22 protein-coding genes and 3 pseudogenes are annotated in these 22963 nt (G+C 57.1%); 10 read left to right on the forward strand and 15 right to left on the reverse strand.

The features are described from left to right. Window positions 1-20 precede the first annotated feature (20 nt). From kdpC to HKK53_RS00345, 5 genes are all read right to left on the reverse strand, one after another. Complete coding sequence (gene kdpC / locus HKK53_RS00325; protein ID WP_169368793.1) at window positions 21-593, reverse strand: potassium-transporting ATPase subunit KdpC; 573 nt, start codon at window positions 591-593, stop codon at window positions 21-23. Between the two features lie 12 nt (window positions 594-605). Then, window positions 606-2684, reverse strand: coding sequence for a potassium-transporting ATPase subunit KdpB (gene kdpB / locus HKK53_RS00330; RefSeq protein WP_169368794.1), 2079 nt, complete (start codon window positions 2682-2684; stop codon window positions 606-608). A 10-nt stretch (window positions 2685-2694) separates the two neighbouring features. Continuing rightward, window positions 2695-4467: a potassium-transporting ATPase subunit KdpA gene (gene kdpA / locus HKK53_RS00335; RefSeq protein ID WP_169368795.1), complete on the reverse strand. Its 1773-nt coding sequence runs from the start codon at window positions 4465-4467 to the stop codon at window positions 2695-2697. Next, a complete protein-coding gene (gene kdpF / locus HKK53_RS00340) occupies window positions 4464-4556 on the reverse strand; it encodes a K(+)-transporting ATPase subunit F (RefSeq protein ID WP_103316005.1) in 93 nt (30 codons plus the stop codon). The genes kdpA and kdpF overlap by 4 nt, the downstream gene beginning before the upstream one ends. 200 nt (window positions 4557-4756) lie before the next feature. After that, window positions 4757-5662 (reverse strand): LysR family transcriptional regulator, encoded by a 906-nt coding sequence (locus HKK53_RS00345; RefSeq protein WP_169368796.1) that lies wholly within the window; start codon window positions 5660-5662, stop codon window positions 4757-4759. A 118-nt stretch (window positions 5663-5780) separates the two neighbouring features. Here HKK53_RS00345 and HKK53_RS00350 point away from each other — a divergent pair, with 118 nt between their 5' ends. After that, window positions 5781-7193 (forward strand): MFS transporter, encoded by a 1413-nt coding sequence (locus tag HKK53_RS00350; protein ID WP_169368797.1) that lies wholly within the window; start codon window positions 5781-5783, stop codon window positions 7191-7193. Here HKK53_RS00350 and HKK53_RS00355 read toward each other — a convergent pair whose 3' ends face one another. Next, window positions 7194-7499, reverse strand: a complete 306-nt coding sequence (locus HKK53_RS00355; RefSeq protein ID WP_169368798.1) for a panthothenate synthetase — start codon at window positions 7497-7499, stop codon at window positions 7194-7196. It lies immediately after the preceding gene. A gap of 238 nt (window positions 7500-7737) precedes the next feature. Here HKK53_RS00355 and HKK53_RS00360 point away from each other — a divergent pair, with 238 nt between their 5' ends. Together HKK53_RS00360 and HKK53_RS00365 are read left to right on the forward strand one after the other, a co-directional pair. Further along, window positions 7738-8646 (forward strand): bifunctional helix-turn-helix transcriptional regulator/GNAT family N-acetyltransferase, encoded by a 909-nt coding sequence (locus HKK53_RS00360; RefSeq protein WP_169374138.1) that lies wholly within the window; start codon window positions 7738-7740, stop codon window positions 8644-8646. Window positions 8647-8805: 159 nt separating this feature from the next. Continuing rightward, the gene (locus HKK53_RS00365) at window positions 8806-9441 is read left to right on the forward strand and encodes a hypothetical protein (RefSeq protein ID WP_169368799.1); all 636 of its coding nucleotides are present in this window, start codon (window positions 8806-8808) and stop codon (window positions 9439-9441) included. A gap of 37 nt (window positions 9442-9478) precedes the next feature. On the opposite strand, the gene HKK53_RS00370 is transcribed toward HKK53_RS00365, so the two are convergent. Continuing rightward, window positions 9479-10024, reverse strand: a complete 546-nt coding sequence (locus HKK53_RS00370; RefSeq protein WP_169368800.1) for a hypothetical protein — start codon at window positions 10022-10024, stop codon at window positions 9479-9481. A gap of 152 nt (window positions 10025-10176) precedes the next feature. Then, on the reverse strand, window positions 10177-11568 hold the full coding sequence (locus HKK53_RS00375; RefSeq protein ID WP_169368801.1) for an aldehyde dehydrogenase family protein: 1392 nt from the start codon (window positions 11566-11568) through the stop codon (window positions 10177-10179). 100 nt (window positions 11569-11668) lie between these two features. Here HKK53_RS00375 and ptrR point away from each other — a divergent pair, with 100 nt between their 5' ends. From ptrR to HKK53_RS00400, 5 genes and pseudogenes are all read left to right on the forward strand, one after another. Then, the gene (gene ptrR / locus HKK53_RS00380; RefSeq protein ID WP_169368802.1) at window positions 11669-12547 is read left to right on the forward strand and encodes a putrescine utilization regulator PtrR; all 879 of its coding nucleotides are present in this window, start codon (window positions 11669-11671) and stop codon (window positions 12545-12547) included. Between the two features lie 98 nt (window positions 12548-12645). After that, on the forward strand, window positions 12646-12981 hold the full coding sequence (locus HKK53_RS00385) for a hypothetical protein (protein WP_133839841.1): 336 nt from the start codon (window positions 12646-12648) through the stop codon (window positions 12979-12981). A 140-nt stretch (window positions 12982-13121) separates the two neighbouring features. After that, window positions 13122-13454: pseudogene (locus HKK53_RS00390) on the forward strand (LysR family transcriptional regulator); the annotation flags it as partial. Between the two features lie 370 nt (window positions 13455-13824). Next, on the forward strand, window positions 13825-14484 hold the full coding sequence (locus HKK53_RS00395; protein ID WP_169368803.1) for a hypothetical protein: 660 nt from the start codon (window positions 13825-13827) through the stop codon (window positions 14482-14484). A 14-nt stretch (window positions 14485-14498) separates the two neighbouring features. After that, a complete protein-coding gene (locus HKK53_RS00400) occupies window positions 14499-15332 on the forward strand; it encodes a hypothetical protein (RefSeq protein WP_169368804.1) in 834 nt (277 codons plus the stop codon). A gap of 175 nt (window positions 15333-15507) precedes the next feature. Here the strand turns inward: HKK53_RS00400 and HKK53_RS00405 are convergent, their stop codons facing one another. From HKK53_RS00405 to HKK53_RS00415, 3 genes are all read right to left on the reverse strand, one after another. Beyond that, window positions 15508-15876, reverse strand: a complete 369-nt coding sequence (locus HKK53_RS00405) for a DUF6124 family protein (RefSeq protein WP_169368805.1) — start codon at window positions 15874-15876, stop codon at window positions 15508-15510. A gap of 410 nt (window positions 15877-16286) precedes the next feature. Further along, on the reverse strand, window positions 16287-16643 hold the full coding sequence (locus HKK53_RS00410) for a DUF6572 domain-containing protein (protein WP_169368806.1): 357 nt from the start codon (window positions 16641-16643) through the stop codon (window positions 16287-16289). A 10-nt stretch (window positions 16644-16653) separates the two neighbouring features. Further along, a complete protein-coding gene (locus HKK53_RS00415) occupies window positions 16654-17850 on the reverse strand; it encodes an S-type pyocin domain-containing protein (protein ID WP_169368807.1) in 1197 nt (398 codons plus the stop codon). 210 nt (window positions 17851-18060) lie between these two features. On the opposite strand from HKK53_RS00415, the gene HKK53_RS00420 reads away from it, so the two are divergent. Then, the gene (locus tag HKK53_RS00420; RefSeq protein WP_237150648.1) at window positions 18061-19368 is read left to right on the forward strand and encodes an RES family NAD+ phosphorylase; all 1308 of its coding nucleotides are present in this window, start codon (window positions 18061-18063) and stop codon (window positions 19366-19368) included. 289 nt (window positions 19369-19657) lie between these two features. Here HKK53_RS00420 and HKK53_RS00425 read toward each other — a convergent pair. Then, a pseudogene (locus HKK53_RS00425) lies at window positions 19658-19767 on the reverse strand. A gap of 19 nt (window positions 19768-19786) precedes the next feature. Here HKK53_RS00425 and HKK53_RS00430 point away from each other — a divergent pair. Beyond that, a complete protein-coding gene (locus tag HKK53_RS00430) occupies window positions 19787-20551 on the forward strand; it encodes a HEPN domain-containing protein (RefSeq protein WP_169368808.1) in 765 nt (254 codons plus the stop codon). 69 nt (window positions 20552-20620) lie between these two features. Here HKK53_RS00430 and HKK53_RS00435 read toward each other — a convergent pair whose 3' ends face one another. The 3 genes and pseudogenes from HKK53_RS00435 to HKK53_RS00445 all read right to left on the reverse strand — a co-directional run bounded on the left by HKK53_RS00435 (window position 20621) and on the right by HKK53_RS00445 (window position 22818). Continuing rightward, window positions 20621-21373: a hypothetical protein gene (locus HKK53_RS00435; protein WP_169368809.1), complete on the reverse strand. Its 753-nt coding sequence runs from the start codon at window positions 21371-21373 to the stop codon at window positions 20621-20623. Window positions 21374-21539: 166 nt separating this feature from the next. Further along, a pseudogene (locus tag HKK53_RS00440) lies at window positions 21540-22016 on the reverse strand (phage virion morphogenesis protein). A 250-nt stretch (window positions 22017-22266) separates the two neighbouring features. Next, window positions 22267-22818: a phage head morphogenesis protein gene (locus tag HKK53_RS00445; RefSeq protein ID WP_169374140.1), complete on the reverse strand. Its 552-nt coding sequence runs from the start codon at window positions 22816-22818 to the stop codon at window positions 22267-22269. Between the last annotated feature and the right edge of the window lie 145 nt (window positions 22819-22963).

Consider the following 22963-nt stretch of genomic DNA (forward strand, 5'->3'; position numbering starts at 1 on the left):
CACCGTGTGTGAGTTGCCGCTCAGCGGGCGGCGTCGAGCGCCAGGTTCAGGGCCAGCACGTTGACTCGGGGTTCGCCGAGGAACCCGAGCAGCGTGCCTTGAGCATACTCGCCGATAAGCTGCCGGACCTTCTCGACCGGCAGATTGCGCACCCGCGCCACGCGCCCGGCCTGATACAACGCGGCCGCGAGGCTGATCTGCGGATCAAGACCACTGGCGGAACTGTAGACCAGGTCGGCGGGCACCGTGGCGGTGTTGCCGGGATCGGCCGCTTGCAACGCCGCGATCCGCCCCTTGATAGCCTCCGCCAACGCCGGGTTCGACGGGCCAAGATTCGAACCGCTGGAGGCTTGCGCGTTATAGGGCATGGGGCTGGTGGCAGACGGGCGGCTCCAGAAGTATTTCGGATCGCTGAAGCCCTGACCGATCAACAGCGAACCCACGGTTTTGCCGTCGCGTTCGATCAGGCTGCCAGCGGCCTGATGCGGAAACACCAGCCGCGCAATGCCGGTAGTCACCAAGGGATAAGCCAAACCGGTGAGCAGGGAAAAGACAATCAACAGGGTCAACGCCGGACGCAACAGAGTGGTCATGACAGTGCTCCCTCAAACCAGACCGACAGCGGCCAGGGCCATGTCGATGATTTTGATGCCGATGAATGGAACGACAACCCCGCCCAGCCCGTAGATCAACAGGTTGCGCCGCAGCAACAGGGCGGCGCCGACCGGGCGGTATTTGACGCCTTTAAGTGCCAGGGGAATCAGGAAAATGATGATCAGCGCATTAAAAATCACCGCCGACAGCACCGCCGAATTCGGACTGGTCAGGCCCATGATGTTCAGCGCCGCGAGCGAAGGATAAGTGGTGACAAACGCCGCTGGCACGATGGCGAAATACTTGGCCACGTCGTTGGCAATCGAGAACGTGGTCAGCGAGCCCCGGGTCATCAGCATTTGTTTACCGGTTTCCACCACCTCGATCAGTTTCGTCGGGTTGCTGTCCAGATCGACCATGTTCCCGGCTTCCTTCGCCGCTTGGGTCCCTGAGTTCATTGCCACCGCGACATCGGCCTGGGCCAGCGCCGGGGCGTCGTTGGTACCGTCGCCGGTCATCGCCACCAAGCGACCTTCGGCCTGGTAGCGGCGGATCAGCTCGAGTTTTTGCTCCGGCGTGGCCTCCGCCAGAAAGTCATCGACCCCGGCCTCGGCGGCGATGGCCGCAGCAGTGACGCGGTTGTCGCCGGTGACCATCACGGTCTTGATCCCCATGCGCCGCAGTTCGACAAAACGCTCCTTGATCCCGCCCTTGACGATGTCCTTGAGCTCGATCACGCCCAACACCTTGGCGCCATCGGCCACCACCAGCGGCGTACTGCCCCGGCGTGCCACGTCTTCGACGATGGTTTGCACCGCGTCGGGGAAGTGGCCGCCGAGACTTTGCACATGGCGCAGGATCGCTTCACCGGCGCCCTTGCGCAGTTGACGCGCGCCCATGTCGACGCCGCTCATGCGGGTCTGGGCCGAGAAGTGCACGAAGTGAGCGTCAAGTGCGCCGATATCGCGTTCGCGCAGGTTGAAACGTTGTTTGGCCAGCACCACGATGCTGCGGCCTTCAGGGGTTTCATCGGCCAGGGAGGCGAGTTGCGCCACGTCCACCAGTTCCGCTTCCTTGATCCCCGGCGCCGGTAAAAACGCCGAGGCATGACGATTGCCGAGGGTGATGGTGCCGGTCTTGTCGAGCAGCAGAACGTCCACATCACCGGCAGCCTCCACCGCACGGCCGGAGGTGGCGATGACATTGGCTTCCATCATGCGGCTCATGCCCGCCACGCCGACCGCCGACAGCAAACCAGCAATGGTGGTGGGGATCAGGCACACCAACAGCGAAATCAGCACGGTAATGGAAACCGGCGTCCCAGCCTGGGCCACCGCGACTCCGAACAGCGAGAAGGGCAGCAGCGTCACGGTCACGCCGAGGAACACGATAGTCAGCGCCACCAAGAGGATGGAGAGGGCGATTTCATTCGGGGTTTTTTGCCGTTTGGCGTTCTCGACCATGGCGATCATGCGGTCGACGAAGGTTTCGCCGGGGTTGGTGGTGACGCGCACCACGATCCAGTCCGAGAGCACGCGGGTGCCGCCGGTCACGGCCGAAAAGTCGCCGCCACATTCGCGAATCACCGGCGCCGATTCGCCGGTGATCGCCGACTCATCCACCGAGGCCGCGCCTTCGATCACTTCGCCGTCGGCGGGGATGATCGAGTCGCCGAGATCGCCGGCCTCGACCACCACCACATCGCCTTTGCACAAGCCGCTCGATTGCGCCAATTGCCACTCGGCGCCGTAGTGCGGCTCGCGAAGTTTTTTGGCCCATGTTTCCTTTTTCAGGTCGCGCAACGAAGCGGCCTGGGCCTTGCTGCGACCCTCGGCCAGGGCTTCGGCAAAGTTGGCGAACAGCACGGTGAACCACAGCCACAAGGCAATCGCCAGGATGAATCCGCTGCTGGCCTCGCCCTGTCCACGCAAGGCCTGGACCCACAAGGCACTGGTGATGATTGCGCCGATGTAGACGACGAACATCACCGGGTTGCGCCACTGGATTCTGGGGCTGAGTTTACGAACCGACTCGAGCATGGCTGGGGTGATGAGTTTGGGGTCGAACAAGGAGAACGCTTGGCGGGTCATGGTCGTGGTCTCACTTGATCAGGTTGAGGTGTTCGACGACCGGCCCGAGCGCCAGCGCCGGCACGTAGTTCAGCAAACCGACCAGCAACACCGTGCCGATCAGCAGCGCCACGAACAGCATCCCGTGGGTGGGCATGGTGCCGCCGGTGACCGCCAGGCGTTTCTTCGCCGCCAGGCTGCCAGCGATGGCGAGCACCGGCACGATCACGCCGAAGCGGCCGAACCAGGCGACGATCGCCAGCATCGTGTTGTAGAACGGCGTGTTGGCCGACAACCCGGCGAAGGCGCTGCCGTTGTTGTTAGCGGCCGAGGAGAGGGCGTAGAGGATTTCCGAAAACCCGTGGGCACCCGGGTTGGCGATCCCCAGCCGGCCGGCCTCGGCCATGACCGCGATGGCGGTGCCGAACAGCACCAGCAATGGCGTCACCAGAATCGCGATGGCGACCATTTTCATCTCGTAGGCTTCGATCTTCTTGCCCAGGTATTCGGGGGTGCGGCCGATCATCAACCCGGCGATAAACACCGCAAGAATCGCGAACACCAACATGCCGTACAGCCCCGAGCCGGTGCCGCCGAACACCACTTCGCCCAGTTGCATCAATATCAGCGGCACCGCGCCGCCCAGTGGGGTAAACGAGTCATGCATGGCGTTGACCGCACCGCAGGAAGCGGCGGTGGTCACGGCGGCGAACAGGCTGGAGGCGCTGATGCCGAAGCGCAGTTCCTTGCCCTCCATGTTGCCCGCCGCCGTGTCGATGCCCAGCGAGGAAAACTGTGGATTGCCCAGTTGTTCGTAGTGAGTGACCGCGACCACCGCAATGACGAAGATGATGGTCATCGTCGCCAGCAGCGCCCAGCCTTGGCGGATGTCACCGACGACGTGGCCGAAGACGAAGCACAGCGCGGTCGGGATCAGGAAGATCGCGATCAGTTGCAAGAAATTGGTCAGGGCGGTGGGGTTTTCGTAAGGGTGCGCCGAGTTGGCATTGAAGAATCCGCCGCCATTGGTGCCGAGCATCTTGATCGCTTCTTGCGAGGCGACCGGGCCCATGGCGATGGTCTGCTTGTCGGTGTTGGCGGCCACGGTAACGGGGCTGCCTTGGGCATCGAGCTTCGGTTGGCCGGCGTCGTTCAATACCGGTGCCTGGTACTGCATGACTTCCATCGTCGTGACTTCCTTGTAGGGGTCAAGATTCTGGATGGCGCCCTGGCTGACCAGGAACAGCGCGAAGATCAGCGACAGCGGCAGCAGCACCCACAAGGTGATGCGAGTCAGGTCGGCCCAGGCATTGCCGATGCTGCTGGCGCTGTGGCGGGCGAAGCCGCGAATCAGCGCCACCGCCACGACGATGCCGGTAGCCGCCGAGAGGAAATTCTGCACAGTCAGCGCGAGCATTTGTGTCAGGTAGCTCATCGTCGATTCACCGCCATAACCTTGCCAGTCAGTGTTGGTGACGAAACTGGCGGCGGTGTTGAACGAGGAGTCCGGCGTCACGGCGCCGAAGCCTTGCGGGTTGAATGGCAGCACGCCTTGCAAGCGTTGCAGCGCGTAGACCAGCAGCAATCCCAGCGCGTTGAACAGGATCAGGGCGAGGGCGTATTGCAGCCAACTCATCTGCGCTTCGGGCGTGACCCCGGCCAGGCGATACAGCGGCGATTCAAGGCGCGCACCGAAAGCAAATCGGCCCTCCATCACCGTGGTCAGCCAGCGTCCGAGGGGCCAGGCCAACAGCCCCAGCGCCAGCAAAAAGGCCCCGAGCAGGAGCCAGGCTTGGGTGGTCATAGGAAGTCCTCCGGAAACAGCAGCGCGGCGACCAGGTACACCAGCAACCCGGCCGCGATGATGCCGCCGAACAGATAGAAACCGGTCATGACCGCCTCCTGTTAAGTGCCGCACAGCCACGGGCCAGGCCGATCAGGCTGACGAAAAGCAGCGCACCGAGTACCACAAAAATGAAGTCCATGGCGTTTCCTCCTGCATTGAGGAAAAGCCTAGAGGGATGGCTGGTAAGTTGTTATCAGGATTGGGGGCGGGGGGATAAAGATCTTGTAAAGACGGGGTAGGTGTCGCTTTAGAAAAGTGGCTCGGCACACACATCCCGAATACACCCGCGCAACCAGCGATGCGCCGGGTCGGCGTCGAGCCGTGGGTGCCAGAGCAGGGATACGGTGATCGGCGCGATGGACACGGGAAGGGCAAAACTGTGCAGGCCGGTACGCAAACTGGCGGTATGGCGTTCCGGCACACTGGCGATCAGGTCGCACGACCGAACCAGCGCCAGGGCGGTGGAGAAACCGCCAACGACGGTGACGATCTCCCGCTCCAACCCGAGCACACCCAAGGCATCATCAATCGCCGTCGGGCCTTTCTCCGGGCCTCGTCGCGACACGCCGATGTGACGGCCTGCGGCATAACGGGCAGGGGTGATGTCGCCGTGGCTCAACGGATGCTCCAGGCGCACCACGCCGATGAAACGGTCGCGGAACAACGCCTGCGCTCGCAGCTCCGGCGCCATCGACGTTCCGACCACGCCGGTTTCCATGTCCACGGTGCCATCGCGCAATGGCGTGCTGTCCTTGTTCGGTTTCTGCACGAACAGCAGCCGCACGCCCGGCGCTTCTTCGCTGATGCGCGCGAGCAGGGCCGGGCCGAAGGTTTCGACAAAACCGTCACTGGTGCGCACGGTGAAGGTGCGCACCAGTTGCTGCAGATTCAGCTGCTCGACGGGACGCAGCACCGCTTCGGCGTCCTGCACCAGTTGACTGACCCGTTCGCGCAATTCGAGCGCGCGGGGCGTCGGCACGAGGCCGCGCCCGGCCCGGACCAGCAGCGGATCGCCAGTGGTTTCACGCAACCGCGCCAGGGCCCGGCTCATCGCCGAGGGGCTCAGCCGCAGTCGCTTGGCGGCGCGCGTGACGCTGCCTTCTGCGAGCAGAACGTCCAGGGTGATAAGCAAGTTGAGATCGGGCATCGACATGCGGCGACGTTAGCACGGGATATGGCGTCTGGTGCACAAGTAATGTGCAAACGGTGCGTCTTCCGCCTTGTCACCCAGAGTCATACGCTGTGGACAGCCAGCCAAGGAGCTCACCTTCATGACTCACCCCGATCAGACCCTCGCTGTCAGCGAGCAACGGACACCTTCGGTGCGCTGGGTGCTCGCCAGCCTGTCGTTGTCGATGTTGCTGTCATCGCTGGGCACCAGCATCGCCAATGTTGGCTTGCCGGCGTTGGCACAGGTGTTCGGCGCATCGTTTCAGCAGGTGCAGTGGATCGTCCTCGCCTACCTGCTCGCCATTACCACCTTGATCGTCAGTGTCGGCCGGCTCGGCGACCTCATTGGCCGGCGACGCTTGCTGCTGACGGGCATCGCGCTGTTCACCCTGGCCTCAGCCTTGTGCGGCCTGGCGCCCTCGCTTTGGTTGTTGATCGGCGCCCGCGCCGTACAGGGCCTTGGCGCGGCGATCATGATGGCGCTGACCATGGCGTTTATCGGTGAGGTGGTGCCGAAGGCCCGGACCGGTAGCGCCATGGGTTTGCTGGGGACGATGTCGGCGATGGGCACCGCGCTCGGTCCATCCCTTGGCGGTGTGTTGATTGCCGGACTCGGCTGGCAGGCAATGTTCCTGGTCAACGTGCCGCTGGGGATTCTGACGTTTTCGCTCGCCTGGCTGTACCTGCCCGCCGATCGTCGAGGGCAGAAGCGTGGCGGTTTCGACCCTGTGGGCACGCTGGTACTCGCGCTGACACTCGCGGCCTACGCTCTCGCTATGACCCTTGGCCGGGGCAGTTTTGGTGTGCTCAATGTGGCGCTGTTGTTCGTGGCTTTTGTGGGCGTCGGCCTCTTCGTGTTCGTCGAGTCGACGGTGGATTCGCCGTTGATCCGTGTGGCGATGTTCCGCGATGCATCGCTGAGCGGCAGCCTCGCCACCAACGTATTCGTCTCGACGGTGATGATGGCGACGCTGGTGGTCGGGCCGTTCTACCTTTCACGCGGGCTCGGACTCAATCTGGCCGTGGTCGGTGTGGTGATGTCGATCGGCCCGATCATCTCCGCATTGAGCGGCATTCCGGCGGGGCGGGTGGTTGACCGGTTTGGCGCGCCGGTCATGGTCATCATCGGGCTGATCGCAATGGCGACGGGTTCGATTGCGCTGTCCGTGCTCCCCGCGTTATTTGGCCTGGCGGGTTATGTGGCGGCCATCGTCATCCTGACGCCCGGTTATCAACTGTTCCAGGCTGCCAACAACACAGTGGTGATGCAGGACGTACCGGCGGAGCAGCGTGGCGTGATGTCCGGTTTGCTCAGCCTGTCGCGCAATCTCGGGCTGATCACCGGTGCCTCGGTGATCGGCGCCGTGTTTGCCTTCGCGTCGGCGGCGACCGACCTGACGACGGCCGCCCCCGAAGCCGTCGCTAGCGGTATGTGCATTACATTTTCGGTAGCCGCCGCTTTGATCGGCGCTGCGCTCGTCATCGCGTTGGCGAGTCGTGGGCGCCGGGCCTGATCAGCCCCAGGTTTTGCCGAGCGCATCCAGCCCGGCGTTTTGCAGATCCTGAGGGCTCATGGCGATGCGGAATTTGCAGTTGGCCTGGAAGTTGAGAAAAAACGGTTCGGAAAAACGCGGGATCTCGGACGCGTTCTGCACATCGATCAGCAAAATCCCGCCGCGCATGCCGTCCTGCTCAGTGAAGTAGACCGTCTCGGGTTTCAGGCTTTCCAGCACGCGCCCGATGATTTCACCGACTTTGCCGGCACGCACCAGCGTGTTGAAGGGTTCGTGTGGGAACTCGACCGTCATTAGCATTTTCATGATTGGATTCTCGGTTGAAGTGGCTGCTCCCTATCAAGATCCCGGCTCCGGATTACGTGTGGTTAAGGATAGTTAAGCCGGAGTGCGGCCTCGGGCAGGGTTACGGACGGTCATCACACAGTTCGCCTCGATTGACGGTTATTTTGTTGTGCGATACAACTAAATCACCGTTTCCCAGGAGGTGCGCGCCGTGACTGATTCCAACCTGATCCACCACGTTCGCTCGGCGTCGCGCCTGATGGTGCGAGAGTTGGGTTTTATGCAGGCAACGCTGGCGGCGACCGATTATCCGCCGTCCTCCGTGCACACCATCGTGGAACTGGGCAACCGCGAATCGCTGACGGCGGTGGAACTGGTGGCGTTGCTCGGCCTGGAAAAATCCAGCGTCAGCCGCATGGTGCGCAAGCTCATCGAGGCCGGCGAAATCGAAGAAGTGCCGAACGAGCAGGACGCACGCTCGAAAAAACTGCAACTCACGGAACAGGGCCGGCAGACCTTGCGCGCGGTGGATGTCTTTGCCAACCAACGGGTCGGCGCCGCCATGACGCACTTGAGCCCGGCGCAACAACAGGCGGTGAGTGAAGGCCTGGGCCACTACGCGGTGGCCCTGCAATCTCAACGCCTGGGCACCGAACCGCCCAAAGCGTCGTTGCAGATCGCTCGGGGCTACCGTCCCGGCATCATCGGCCGCATCGTCGAAATGCATGCCTGCTACTACGCCAGAGTCGCGAACTTCGGTCAGCCATTCGAAAGCCTGGTCGCCTCCGACATGGCCGAACTGATGGGGCGCCTGCACAACCCGCGCAATGAGGTGTGGGTGGCGCTGGACGGCGAGCGCATCGTCGGTTCGATTGCCATCGATGGCGAAGGCGAAGAGGGGGGCGCGGTGCTGCGTTGTTTCATCCTGGACGACAGCGCGCGCGGCAAAGGCGCCGGCAAGCGCTTGCTGGCCGAAGCCATCAAGTTCTGTGACGAATGGGGGTTTGCGGCAACACGGCTGTGGACGTTCAAGGGCCTGGATGCGGCGCGCAAACTGTATGAAGACGTGGGGTTTACCTTGCAGCAGGAGCAAGACGGCGAACACTGGGGCGGGCGGATTACCGGGCAATGGTTTGTTCGACCTGGACTCGGTGACTCGTCAGCTTAATCCGATGGCCAATCAGCTTGGCGGGGTCTGTCAGTAGTCGGATTTGTGTTTTCGAACAGATTTTTTCGGTAATGGCCTTTTACGATCACTTGCCACTCTCTAGAATCCGCCGCAGTTCTCCGCGATGGAGGCGCTATGCCATCAATAAAGGAAGTTGTCATGCAAATCGGAAAAATTCTGGGGCTGGCCCTGGCGCTCGGGCTGAGCGGTTGCGCAAGCTTTACCCAGGACGAAGTGGCCCCGGTGAACCTGCCGTCCATGTCCAGTTATTCGAACAAGCCAAATGTCTACGTCGATTTCGACTTCTACCAGGGCACACTGAAAAGCCCTACAGCGGTTGAAATTCCCCAGGCTCGCGACATGCTCAAGCCGCAGCTGCAAAAAGTCCTGAGTGATTCCGGGCTGTTTGGCCGGGTGACCCTTGATGAGTTCCAGAAGCAGCCAGGTGATTACAGCCTGCGCCTCAAGGTTTACAACCATCCACCGGGTGGTGGCCAGATGGCCATGGCCTTTATCAGCGGGTTGACCATGACCATCATCCCGGCGCTGGCGACTGATCAGTATTCCATGAGCCTCGAGACGCTTGACCCTCAGGGGCAGGCCGTCACCAGCGGGACCAACCATGACTCGGTCAACACTTGGTTGGGCATCTGGTTTGTGCCTTTGATGAGCAATACGCCGAAAGAGGCGGTGACCGATACCTTCAGCCGCCAGGTCAATGCGTTGCTCAAGCAAATGGTCGACAGCAAAAGCTTGAAGTACTCGGCGCTGGATGCCGGCGTGCCTCGGGCCTGATGTAAAAAGAGCCGCAATCGCGGCTCTTTTTTTGCCCTTACTTCAGGGCCTGGATGAATTGCGGATCGCTGTACAACGTCTTCAGCAAATCACGCACCATCGGATTGTAGGCATAGGCGGCCCGGGGAATCGCAATGGCGCCGAAAAAACTGCTGTCCCACTGGCTGCTCACGTCCTTGGTGGCGTCGTACACCACGTCATTGCCCTTGAGCAGGGTAAAGCGCGCGGCGAGCTGACCGGTACCGGTGCCCATGCCCGCGGTCAGCTCATTCTTCACCAGCAATACATTCAGGTGCCGCTGTGCTTGCGGATCCAGCAAACCCGCCCGGCGCAACTCTTCGTTGATGGCGTCCTGGATATGCAAAGGGATGCTGCCACTCGGCGAGCTGATCGGATTGGCTCGAACAGTCAGCGAGCCTTGACCCGCATCTGCCTTGACCTCGGCATTGCTGATCGAGTGCAGCGGTGGCGTTTGCTTGAGCTGCTGGGCGTTCTCATAGTTCGGTTCATAGCGGGTCATGGTGACGCCACAACCTTGCAACAACAGGGCGAACAACGGGACGAGCAGTAGGGATTTTTTCACGGCATTTCCTTGCGTGAGTTTCGGGGGCGAGATTATCGATTGATGGCCGCTGGCCATCAATCAGATATTGAGAACAATGCCGATTTTTTTCTGCGCAGTAGAACGAAAAAAGCCCGGGAGCAAACACTCCCGGGCTTGTTGATGCAGTGGACTCAGCGACGATCCAGCCACACCGTCTGCGCGTTGCAAAACTCCCGCACGCCGAAGTGCGACAGCTCACGGCCAAAGCCGCTTTTCTTCACACCACCAAAGGTAACGCGGGGGTCGCTGGCGCAGTAGCCGTTGATGAACACACCGCCGGTTTCCAGTTCGTCGGCCATTTGCTTGGCCAGTTCGAGATTGCGCGTGTAGATCGTCGACGCCAGGCCGAACTCACTGTCATTGGCCAGCGCCAAGGCATGGGCGGCATCCCGGGCGGTAATGATCGAGGCGACCGGGCCAAACAGTTCCTGTTTGAACGAGGTCATCTGGTCGGTGACGTTACTGAATACGGTCGGCTGATAGAAGTTGCCGGGGCCTTCAGCCTTCTGGCCGCCCAGCAGCAAAGTCGCGCCTTCTTCCAGGGTGTCGCGGACTTGCTGGTCCAGTTCATCGCGCAGATCAAAGCGGGCCATGGGACCGATGTAAGTGGCGCTGGACTGCGGATCGCCGACCACCAGTTGGCGCGTCGCTTCGACAAACTTGCGGGTGAATTCTTCGACAACCCCTTGTTCGACGATCAGGCGCTTGGCCGCCGCGCAGACTTGCCCGGTGTTCTGGTAACGGCCAATCACGGCGGCTTTGACGGCGTCGTCGAGGTCGGCATCGTTGAGCACAATGAATGGATCGGAACCGCCTAGTTCCAGCACGCATTTCTTCAGGGCGGCACCGGCCTGGGCGCCGATGGCCATGCCGGCGCGCACGCTGCCGGTGAGGGTGACGGCGGCGATGCGTGGATCTTTGATTGCCGTGGAAACCCCGTCTGGCGTGACGTTGATCACTTCAAACACGCCGTCGGTAAAACCGGCGCGTTGGAAAGCGTTGCGCAGCAGGTAAGCGCTGCCCATTACGTTGGGCGCGTGTTTCAGCACGTAGGTGTTGCCGGCGATCAGCGCTGGAACGGCGCCACGCAGTACTTGCCAGATCGGGAAGTTCCACGGCATCACGGCAAGAATCGGCCCCAGCGGACGGTATTCAATGCGCGCCTTGCCACCTTCTACCAGCGTCGGCTCGGCGCTGAGCATGGCCGGGCCGTGTTCGGCGTACCACTCGCAGAGTTGCGCACACTTCTCGATTTCGCCACGGGCCTGGGTGATGGGCTTGCCCATTTCCAGGGTGATCATGTGCGCCAGGTTTTGCGCATCGTCGCGTAAGGCTTGAGCCAGGGCGATCAGCGATTGCGCACGTTGTTCGACCGGCGTGCGACGCCAGACTGCAAACCCGGCGGCGGCACGGGTGAGGGCGGCGTCCAGTGCCTCGGTGGATTCGAAAGGGTAGTGACCGATCTGCTCGCCCGTGGCGGGGTTGATCGAAATCGCATGGGTGGTACTGGAAATCTGGGTCATGGCACCGTCCTGCTGGGTGGGAATGCGCTCAGGTTACGGCGGTGGTAGTTTTCTGGAAACTGAATAATACTGAGCGTATCGTTCACGTTTGGAGAATGACTTGGATCTGGTCCAGCTCGAAATTTTCAAAGCTGTCGCCGAGCACGGCAGCATTAGCGCGGCCGCCCAGCACATCCACCGGGTGCCGTCGAACCTGACCACGCGGATCAAGCAACTGGAACTGGATCTGGGCGTCGACCTGTTTATCCGCGAGAAAAGCCGCCTGCGCCTATCGCCCGCCGGGTGGAGTTTTCTCGACTATGCGCGGCGCATCCTCGACCTGGTCCAGGAAGCCCGGGCCACGGTGGCCGGTGAAGAACCGCAAGGGTCGTTCCCCTTGGGTTCGCTGGAAAGTACGGCGGCGGTGCGAATTCCCGAGTTGCTGGCCGCCTACAACCAGAAGCACGCCAAGGTCGAACTGGACCTGTCCACCGGACCTTCCGGGACCATGATCGACGGCGTGCTCTCGGGTCGATTGGCCGCCGCATTCGTCGATGGCCCGGTGCTGCACCCGGCGCTGGAAGGCGTGCCGGCGTTCGAGGAAGAGATGGTAGTGATCGCACCGCTCAACCATGCGCCAATCCACCGCGCGCGCGACGTCAACGGTGAAAACATCTATGCGTTCCGTTCCAATTGTTCCTACCGTCACCACTTTGAAAGCTGGTTCACCAAGGACGCCGCGGTGCCCGGCAAGATTTTCGAGATGGAGTCCTATCACGGCATGCTCGCTTGCGTCAGCGCCGGGGCAGGGCTGGCGCTGATGCCGCGCAGCATGCTCGACAGCATGCCCGGCTGCACCACGGTGAGCATCTGGCCGCTGTCGGAAAACTTCCGTTATTTGCGCACCTGGCTGGTGTGGCGTCGCGGTACGGTGTCGCAAAGCCTGACCATGTTTGTGCGTTTGCTGGAGGAGCGGGGTGTGGTCCAGGCCGTCACCTGAAAGAGATAGTGTATTGGCGATACCAATTTGCCACTACGTCCGTTAGAGTGTGCGCCGCTCGGGAGACGGATCCCGGCTTTTTCTAATGGAGTTACACCGTGAATTACCTCAGTAAAGTGGTCGCCGTCGTATTGTTCGGTCTGGTTTTGGCAGGTTGCACCGGCACCGCGATGAAGACCCAGCACTATGACAGCAGCCAATACACTGTCCTGGGTCACAGCGAAGCGACCGCCACTGGCATGCTGGTGCTTGGCTGCATCCCGATCAAGCAGAACAACCGTTTTGTCCGCGCTCAAGAAGCGGCGATCAAGGCCAAGGGCGGCGATGCCATGATCAACACCCAAGTGCAGGAAAACTGGTTCTGGGCCTACGTCCTGACCGGTTACACCACCAAGGTTTCGGGTGATGTGATCAAGCTGAACAACGTTCAGTAAGCACACTGCCTCGCCGCTTGGCGGGGGTGCTTGAAACGTGAAAAAGCCCGGTTAATAGCCGGGCTTTTTAGTCTGTGGCGTTTGTCGGGGCATGCCATCATGGGTCAGGATCGATTTTCCATTTTCAGGGATGTCAGAACGTGAACTGGGATGATTTTAAGGTTTTTATCTTCGTCGCCAAATCGAACAACGTGACCGAGGCGGGATTCACTGAAAGTCTCGGCATCGACGGTGTCGCGCAAGATCGCTGCGCTGGAGGCCTCGCTCAGTACCGTGTGTTCTCGAAGACCACCCATGGTCATTTCCTCACCGAAGCCGGCAGGGCTTTGCTGCCGCTGGCGCTGGAGACCGAGGAACGCTTCAAGCTCATCGAAAGGCAAATGTCGCAGCCAGGCGAGCGGATGGCGGGGAAGGGGTGTATCGATTGCCCGGAGCTGATGGGCACGCACCTGATCATTCCGGGGCTGGCGGATTCCGTGTTGAAACACTACAACCTGATCGGCTGGACCAAGGACATGGCGTACATGCCGCCGGGTTTGAAGATGTGGAGTGGTTGCATGAAGGGTGCGCTATTGGTGGAGATGGTGAGCGCAGTTTTGGGCGGTAAACGGGATTGAGCTTTTAATCGAGATTAGAGAGGTCACCGAATTCTTAGGCGAGAGCGGTATGCCTGACGTAGTGAGGTGATCTATTGATGCACAATGTTGCTGTCCTGTTTTATAAAGCGTTTACGCCGGACTCCTTGTTTCAGCGCGACTCGACGTGTGGTCAACGATTGAACGCGGCCGAGGCCGAGCTTCTGCAATCGACCCTATCCACATCAAATAATGGAGCTAGAAAGCTATGAGTTTTGGGAGCCCTGATGCTTATCTCAGTCTGGTCAGCGGCCTCGTAGGCGCCTTGATTGGTGGCGCCTTCACACTGAAGGGGGCGACCAAAGCCCACGAGCTGGCTTTGAAAAAGGAGCAAGCTGCCGATAAAGAAAAAATGATTACGACGTTGATGCTCTTGCGGACTGAGATAGCGACGGCATGGGCGTTGTTCAAATATGAATACGCCGATGAACTATCGCAACAGGCGCCTGAGACACCCTACCTAACGGTTTTCCCGATCGGTGCATCACCATTTCCCATTTTTGATTCGGCACCTCAGGCACTCAATCTCTTACCTTCCGAGCTGGCAAAGGATGTTGTGCACTTCTACATGCGTGCGAAGGGATTAATTGCCATGATCGAAATGAACAATCGTGATTACGAGCAGGCTCTTCAACACGCGCGTTCTTTATTACTCAGTCATTTGGAACGTGCACGTGAGCAGAACGGAGAGATGCCAGATAACTTGCGAGATCAGATTTTTCATGGCGGTGTAGCGTTTATGGCTGCCCACTTGGGGATGGGCGATACGGCTGATGGGATTAGATCGCTTGGGCAGGAGCTGGATCCTATTGTGCGGCGCATAACGACGACAGTAGATGCGTTGTTTTTTCCAATTTCAGACCAGTAGAAACGGACTAGTTAATGGCAATGCCTTCTTTTGATAGGTCTTGGCGTGAACGACAGAGCGTTAAGCCACGCATTTTGGTACTGGAGATTAGAGATAAAGAGCGCGTTGAAGAGCCGCCGCTTGGCTGGATCGTCGTCGAACGAGAAGAGGTGTACGTACGCGACCCTCTCGACGGTCAAATTTGCGAGGCGACGATCCGCCTGTCCTATCGAAGAATCACGGCCAGGCCATCGTCCTACGAGAGTGGCCACGGCGAATTTAACGGCAGCTATTGGCGTTTTTTCAATGCCGTGTCTCTCACCTCTTCTTCGATGGCCAGCGGTGCGGTATGTCTCGATCTGCCAGAGTTATACGGGCAACGGGTCGGCACGTATTTGATGAACGAGATCGTTGAGTGGGTAAAGCAGTGGCCTGACGCCTCAGTTAACCCTATCAAGCTGCTAATTGGACAGGCACGCGGTGACAATAAGGCGCGACGTAACTGGTTTTACGAGCAGTTCGGTTTGAGATTTGATTACCATGATTCGGGCAAGCGTGAAGGTGTCTCACTGCCGATGCAGGTTCGGGAGTTATCCATCGTCGAGACATGGAAGAGCAATATCGTCGAACACAAGATGTTCGACTACCTGGCGGAGCGTTTGGACGCAGTAGAATCCGCACAGTCGAAGGTCGCAGCCCTTCACAACGGCTATATGAATTTGAGGGACGAGCAAAAAAGAGCGGAGGCTCGACCATTGCGCTGGGCCTTTAGAAGGCACCGTATCCAAAGCCCAGAACGCACCATCACCATCATTATCGGGTTAGCTTTGGCCGTTTTCATCAGTCTGTTTTGGTTCAACACGAAATAGCAGATGTAGCCTTTGACGCCTACGCCATAGGCAACGCGATGTTTCAGATGCACTGAGTTGAATGGTTTTACGGCTAATTCGCAGCCGAACGGGGGAAAAGCCCGCTCGCCACAGAGGGTTCCATCAGCAATTAGTGAAGTGAGGGAGCAAGCCCCCTCACTAGCGTGCCTAGCTGCTACCCAGGCTTGTGGTTGTCCAGTACGTGATTGACCGCCATCTCACCCATCGTGATCAGCTGCTGCAACAGCAGCATCCTCTTGCGCTGCGGGCCTTCCATCAGTTCGGCGAAATCGCTGGCCATGACGCTGGCTGATGACAACGAATCGTAGGCCTGAACCAACAACGTTTCGTCAGTCGCCACCGGATTGATGAGGAAAGTGCTGCTGGGGCTGCGGGACGGTATCGGCTCTTTCTGTGCCCCGGGGCTGAGGTAGAAGTTGAGCGCGCGGTCGGCCGCCTCTTTCATTTTATTGGGGTCAAGATCAAGAGAGGCGTCGTAGGGTACTGGACCCGTGTGTGGGGGGTTGGGCGTTACTTTGAACATGTTTACCTAATCCTGTATTGGAGTCGCACCGTTCTCTACTAAAAGAAGGGTGGCGGCTGTGTGCAGGTTAGTAGACCGGAGGATTAGTAAAACCGGCGCGCCCGAGAGCGCCCTGCGCACAGCCACCATTAAGCACAGGAATAGAGCTACCTGACTGAATGACGCTCATGCACCTTACTAAACCAATGGGCTACTAAACCCGACCACTGATGAGCAGTGGCAGGTAAACGATAGAGGCCGAGGTTAAAGCGCACAAGCCAGCGAATTCTGGCGTGCGCGTAGGCAACGACGCAAGGTCTTGTAGCCTTTTATGACGTAACACCGAGTGTCTTTAAACGCTCGCAAAAAAACTGTTTAACCACGGCAAAAACCGAACAACATCGCGCCCAGCGTCTTTGCCGCCACGTCGATTACATATTGCGTATGGCTTCATCGTCTTTCAGCACGAATTCCATACCAATCCCTACGCCCTTTAGCACCTCGGTCACGCGGTCGATGAAGACCTCGCCTTGCTCCGGCAGCTCGTATAGACCGTTAATGCGGATGATGGGGAGCTTGCCCTTGGACGGTGGGTAGTCCTCGAGTAGTTGGCCGCTTTCGATGAAGGCGATGTACGTGTTGATCTTCTCTTGAAGCAATAGAAGGTGCTCGCCCTGTTGGGCTTTATCGCCCCATTCGAGGTGGTCGGTAATGACCAGGATCACGTGGTCGGGCTCCCACTCGGGTACTGCAATGATGTCGACGACTTTGGTTTCTACGATGGACATGTCTGCTCCCTCAGAGGGTCGGGTCAGGTCGAAGGATTTCGACTCTGGTGGGGGGTATTTTGGTGCCGCCGGGGAAGCCGGGTTTACCTTTGCCTACAACGGTTGCCCCCGTTTTCTCAATTTCAGGGAAGGCGGCCTTCTGATTTTTGGTAAGAGGTGCGGTGTCAGATGACTTGCATTCAACGCATGAAATATCGCCGTCCGCGTCTCGGCCTATCATATCAATACGTGTACGAACACCGCTGTCGGTTTTAAGCGTCACCTCGCGGGCGGCTTCGGGCTTGGTGTTGCTGTACTCCCCGTAAGACGCCTCTTCGAAAGCCTTGCCCTTTTTCTTGTTCTTCTCAAACTGCGTGCTGAGCACGATGTAGATCGGCTGAATGCCCGAGTCAGGGAACCAGATGATTGCATCCTGGAACTCAGGGGGATGCGCTGGGTTTTCCAGCAGCGTGTCAGATTGCGGCGTGGGTGGGTACACCCACACGGGGGGTAATTGCGGCGCGCCTTCGAGTGCCGGGATACCCAGGACGCCGTCGGGGCTGGCTGCGGGCGTCCAGGTCAGGCCAATGCCGTTGCCAAGGTCAGCAACGTAGTTCTCGCCGTCTTTATCCGCCTTGATGACAGGGACCTGTTCCCAGTCCTTTTTGCCACCGGTGTAGAACCCGTACGCGTTGACTGAGCCATCGGGCAAGGTCTTTACGTTGACGCGCACGCGTGTACGGCCCGCCTCCAGCGTTGCGTACTGTTCGTCTTTGTAGAAGGCACTGTCGGGTGCAAGGCTGGTGTTGGGTATTAACAGTGCAACGGTGCCCACGGCAACCCCCGCCGCCATCACGCCAGACCCGGATATCAATTTGAGTGTCAGTGAGCCGCCCAGCCGTTTGGCAATGGCGCTACCGGTTGCGGAGCCGCCTATCAGTTGGAGCGAGGTGCCTTGGGCGGTGATTGCGGCCCCAGTGGCCAACACGGCCCATAGTCCGTAATCGGCGAGCATTTCAACGGGCACAAACCCCGATGGGTTGGTGTGGTTGATTTCGCCGTCGGGCAGGTTGCAACTCTTGGCGAAAACACAGCCCAGTGGGTCGGGCGCTGCGTCTGGCGTGGGCGGGAGGTCTTTGTATTGCGCCCAGTGCTGAGCGCTGGTATCGACGGGTTCGACACCGCTGTTGCGATAACCCTTGGGCGGGTTGGGTACGTAGCCACTCAATCCTTGATTCCTTGTCCTGGTCCTTTGAACGGGGCGCAGGGTGACAGGTGGGGGTTTGGGGTGGCAATGGGTGGCACTTTGACTCTATGGGGGTAAGCGCTCATTCTGTGGATGGTCGATCAATTTGGTTTCCTTCAGCTCAGCACCGCACTTTGAGTCTATGGATGGCCGCGGAAGGTGATAACTTTCTATAGTTGAAATTACAAAAAAATGGATAATTTTAAGTCCAGTGGACTTGGAGACAAAATGATTTGCATAAATTGCGTGACCCCTGAAGTGCTTAAGAAGTTAATTTCTGAAAGTGGAGATTATGTCAGCTGTGAATATTGCGGGAATGATGGTGTTGGTGTGGGTGTTGAATTTTTATTTGATTATATATTAAGTAGAGTTTCTGAAAATACCGCCACGGAAGATGATCTCTCTCAATATGAATACGGCATGCTTTTCGAAGGCGGGGCCGATGATATACCGATTGATTATTTAGATATTGTTCTTTCCGAGTGGGCAAATCTGGGTGACGAATCTTATTTTGATGATCTAAATGCGTACGCGCCTAAAGAAATGAAAGTCAATAGTAGAAATATGGACCGCCAATATTTCGGAGATGACGGTTTACTGGAGAGGAACTTTTTTGAAGCAAAATGGATAAACTTCATCGATGATATTCAGCATTCGCATCGTTTTTTTAATCCCAATACCAAGGGGTTCCTTGATTCGGTTTTCAACATCCTCTGTGGAGACGACGGTAATCTGAAAGATGAATGCATAAGAGCCATTATTCGAGGGGAACCTGTTTATCGAGCGCGCTCCGCTTCGACTCGAGAGCAAATCATGAAAATTATTGGATCACCTTCAAGCGAGCTTGGCCCCACACCTAAAGGAAAGGCTGGCAGCCAGCGAATGACTCCCAATGGCATTTCCGCCATGTATTGCTCATTAGAACGAGAGACTTGCTTAAGCGAAATTCGCTCCATTACAGGAGACAACGTAGTAAGCATAGCAATGACCCCCGTAACCTCTCTTAAGTTTCTAGATCTAACCAGGCTTGACCAGATCGAGTTTCCAACCCTCTCACTCTTAGATAAGGGTTATCTCGAGCTAATGCATTTAAAAACTTTCATGAGTTCACTCGTAAAGAAAATGTCCAAACCTAAGGGTTACAATGACGAACTGAGATACCTCTCAAGTCAAGTGGTATTCGAGTATTTGAGGCTTCGTTTTGGAAGCCAAGTCGATGGCCTGATCTTTCCCTCCGTTCAAACGGGAGAGCTCGGAACTAACATTGCTTTGTTTCCTGAGGCCAGTATTGTTGCTGCCAAAGAGATCAACTCGGAGCATGAGGAGTTAGCAGAGGCTTCAGTTATCACCCAGTCTGTAAGTGGAGCCAAACTCTATTGCATTCCAGACTCATTGCGATATCACAAAATTACAGCTATTGAAACCAAGGCTCTAGAGTATCGCTTTAGCGAAGACCTATTTATGACCGATTTGACTAGAAACCGTCTAGGATTGCACTAAACCCATAAGCTCTCTGGCGCCAATAAAACTCTTAAACAAGTTTTATAGGTGTAAAGCTCAAAGCCAAATTTGTGCGCAGAGAAAATCACTTGACAATGGGGGCGAGCGATTCTAGGGTCGGCGAAAGAGATCAACATCTATAGAGACTACTCAAAATAGAACCGGAAAATTCGTAGCAGTTTTATGGTGCGATGTTTTAAGATATCGGACTTTAGAAAGTCTAGTCGGGAGGTAGAGCTTGCTAGTTATCAACAATCTGGCGCTATTCGCAGCTCAAAATATTGAAGAATGGAACAAACACCCTGGACTCGAACCAGGAACTCCTCCTTCCAAATAACCTCTGCAGCAAAGGTTATTAGGAATTTCTCGGGGTGTGTTACCAATTACACCAATGCTTGCATCAGGACGATAACAGGGAATGATTACCAATTCAAACGCTTTCTTCATCTTAAAGCAGCAAATTCAATCTGCAATTGATTTTTCTGTCTTGTGTTGTCACGCAGTGCCCGCTTTAAATGCTTACATAAAAGCTGTCGAGAAAGGTGGTGCACCTAAGCTCCCGGACGCGGATCACTTCAAGGGTGATCCAAATTTTGAACAGTTAAGAGGATACATACCAGAGTACAGAAGGAATCTCGGAAAGTTGATGTTTATCAACTCCTTCAGCTATTTCGAAGCATATTTCAAATCTTTAATTTCAGAAGTTCTTAAGTTTCATGGCGGGCAGGAGGCATTTGTTGAGCGCGCGAGAGAAAGGCAGCACCAGCATCTTGTTTTTGCTGAAGATCAAAAAACCAAAAATGCGGCTAATAAACTTAGAGAGCACGCAAAGCCAAGTCACAGCCTAAAGTATGTCAAATATACGAACGAAATCGAACATACGGACTTTCGGTTTCCTTCCGAATTATTCGCAGCTTTTGGAATCATGGAGCTTGGGAATAGTTATAGTGATTTGAAGGCCTCGCAAATACCGCATGTCGCACAGTATTGCTTTGGTGTGGAACTTACAGCTGCGGACATAACAAGTTTTTCTTCTTATCGAGACTTGAGAAACAACGTGGTGCACGGGAAAACACTGACGGTAGAATTTAACGAGGCAAACGCAGCGAATAAATTTTTGCGCGCGCTGGCATTAAAGATAGACAAACATGTTGTTAGGCACTTTTTGGTAATAGAAATCTGACAGAGTGCGCTTGACTGATGAGGTTCTAGCGATCGCAGGCCTTGTGAGGGCCTGCGATCGGTCGGCACGTTACTCTTCTTGATTCGATTTTGGCGACCATGTGCAGTATATTTCATGCTTGCTGTAAACAAAGACGTGGGAAAAGTCTTTTAGCAGATGTGACAACTTATTAAGTACAGCTTCGTAATCTTTTTTCTTATCAATTTCGGGCGGTTGCAGTCCAAAATAGCACTTACGAAATCTATCTTCGTCGGTATACACCAGCAGAGCTGTATCGGCTGGGTAGGTTATACCTCCCTTTTTCTTCAAGGCTTTCTCGAATAAATCGATCTTTCGAAGGTGATTCTGCTGCTCTGATTCAACGACAGTCGTGATGGTTTTTTCTTCGGACAACTCCTCGAGCTGCCTTGCATCTTCCCGATCCTGAAGAGTGGTAACCTCCAAGTAACGTATGTCTGATCGGCCCAGACATTCATTTTGATACTTGACAGTTGCGTCAAAATTTTGGTTGCCGTCAAACCATTGGATCAAGACATTATTTGACTCAGCGAAATACAGCTTTGCAAAATGGGCGATTGGAAAAAGTTCGTCATAAACCTTGCGAAGAAGCCCTGACCTTTGAGGGTGCTTTGGCGCTGATTTACTTCCATGTGTCAATATATTGAAAAAATTCTGAATTGCGGCTGCAAGAATGTAGAACTTGTCTGCCGGGGTAGGCTGCATAGCTGCTTTTTTGATGGTGGCTTTATCCGTTTCCCAGTCTAAAGTCAGCGGGGGGATGAGTGTAACTATTGGAATGTTAAATTCATTTTTTGTTGTCATGTTGATTATGGTCCAATTAATGTTCTGTACGACTAAAAATTAACGCATGCTCGAATTGCCCTTGGCTCTGTTCTCATTCTTGCCGGACTGCGCTGGTAATGCCCTCCAGACACTCACCTGATATACCTTGGTTTGCGGATTTTTTTACTATGCACTACAGCAGTCGTCAAATACACGTCGCGCGCGATAAATAGTCAAACGACAATATTAGAATGGCTTCCTCGGTTTCAGGTTGCAAATCTTTTTCGGCTTTCATCGGCAAATATGGCCGACCCGGTATGTCACCCCACAGTTGGGGAAAATCCGCCTGCTCTCCACCGAACTGCATCATCGCCGCATACGGTTTGTTGCTGCCCACCATAGCCGAACTGTCGGTCGTGTGAGTGGTGATGGAAGCCGCGAGCCCGGCTGCGCTGACCCGCAGGATTTGGCCGGGTCAGTGGCCGTTTTTGGCGCGGTGTTCGGTGGTGACATCGGATAGCTCGGGCCATTGGGGGCGGCCTTCGTGTTCGAAGTTCTCTTCGGTTTGGGTAGCGAGTTCGGCGGCGATGGCCTGCATGAGGGGTTTGAGGTTGCCGGTGGCTTGTTCAATTTGGTGCAGGGTGTGTTGTAGGTGTTGGGATTTGAGTTCGATGGTGAGCATGGGGGGCTTGGTTTGGGTGGTGGTTTGTCAGGGATCGGTGGGTGGTTGGGTTGGATTGGGGCTGCTGCGCAGCCCAGAGGGAGCAAGCTCCCTCGCCACAGGGGGGGTATTTTGGGGGTTTGGGGGCGCCAGGATCAAAAGATCGCAGGCTTTGCCAGCGCCTACAGGGATTGGGTTTTTGCCTGGGTGATTGGGGCGGCTGGTTGTCCGCTTTCGCGAGCAGGCTCGCTCCCACCGGGGGCGGCAGTGTTTATGGGGATGGGTGTTTGGCCGCTGCCTCTTTTTGTTTTAGGGCGGCGACTAGACCTGCACCGGGGGCGTGGTTGAAGCCGGGGTCGGTGCGAAAGGTGACGGTGTGGCCTTGGGGGTTGGTGAGGCGGACGGCGGTGACGGTGGCGGTTCGGATTTCGCCGGTGTGTTTGTGGGTGCCGGTCTCTACTGTTTCGGTGGATGTTCTTCCCTCGCTGGTGATGACGGTCAGGCCTCGGCGTTTGACGGCGGCTTCGCTTAGGGCGATGACGCGGCAGCGGCAGTTGAAGCCGTTGGGTGGGTAGATGGTGGCCCAGATGGGGTCGTCGTGGCGGAAGATTTGGCCGTGGAGTGCGCTGTGGTCGAGGATGGCGATGACCCGCCAGTACGGGTGGGTGTCGGTGCTTTGTTCCATGCTGGCTTTACGGCCGACCATGTAGGCGCTTTGCAGGTTGGTTTGGTAGATGGTTTTGAGGCGGCGTGAGCTGCCGAGTTGGGCGGATTGGGCGTTGCCGTCGGTGTCGACGATGATTTGTTTGCCCCGTCGGTTGATGACTGACGGGGATGCTTATTTTGCGGTGGGTGCAAGGGTTTTGCGTAAGCTGTCCCAATCAATGCCAGCCTGCCCCGGAATGGACCGGATTTATCTCGCTTGGGTGGTGGTGGTATTTATCTCAACCCTGAACAGCAACCGCCGT

It is taken from the genome of Pseudomonas sp. ADAK7 (assembly GCF_012935675.1).
Lineage (GTDB): Bacteria > Pseudomonadota > Gammaproteobacteria > Pseudomonadales > Pseudomonadaceae > Aquipseudomonas.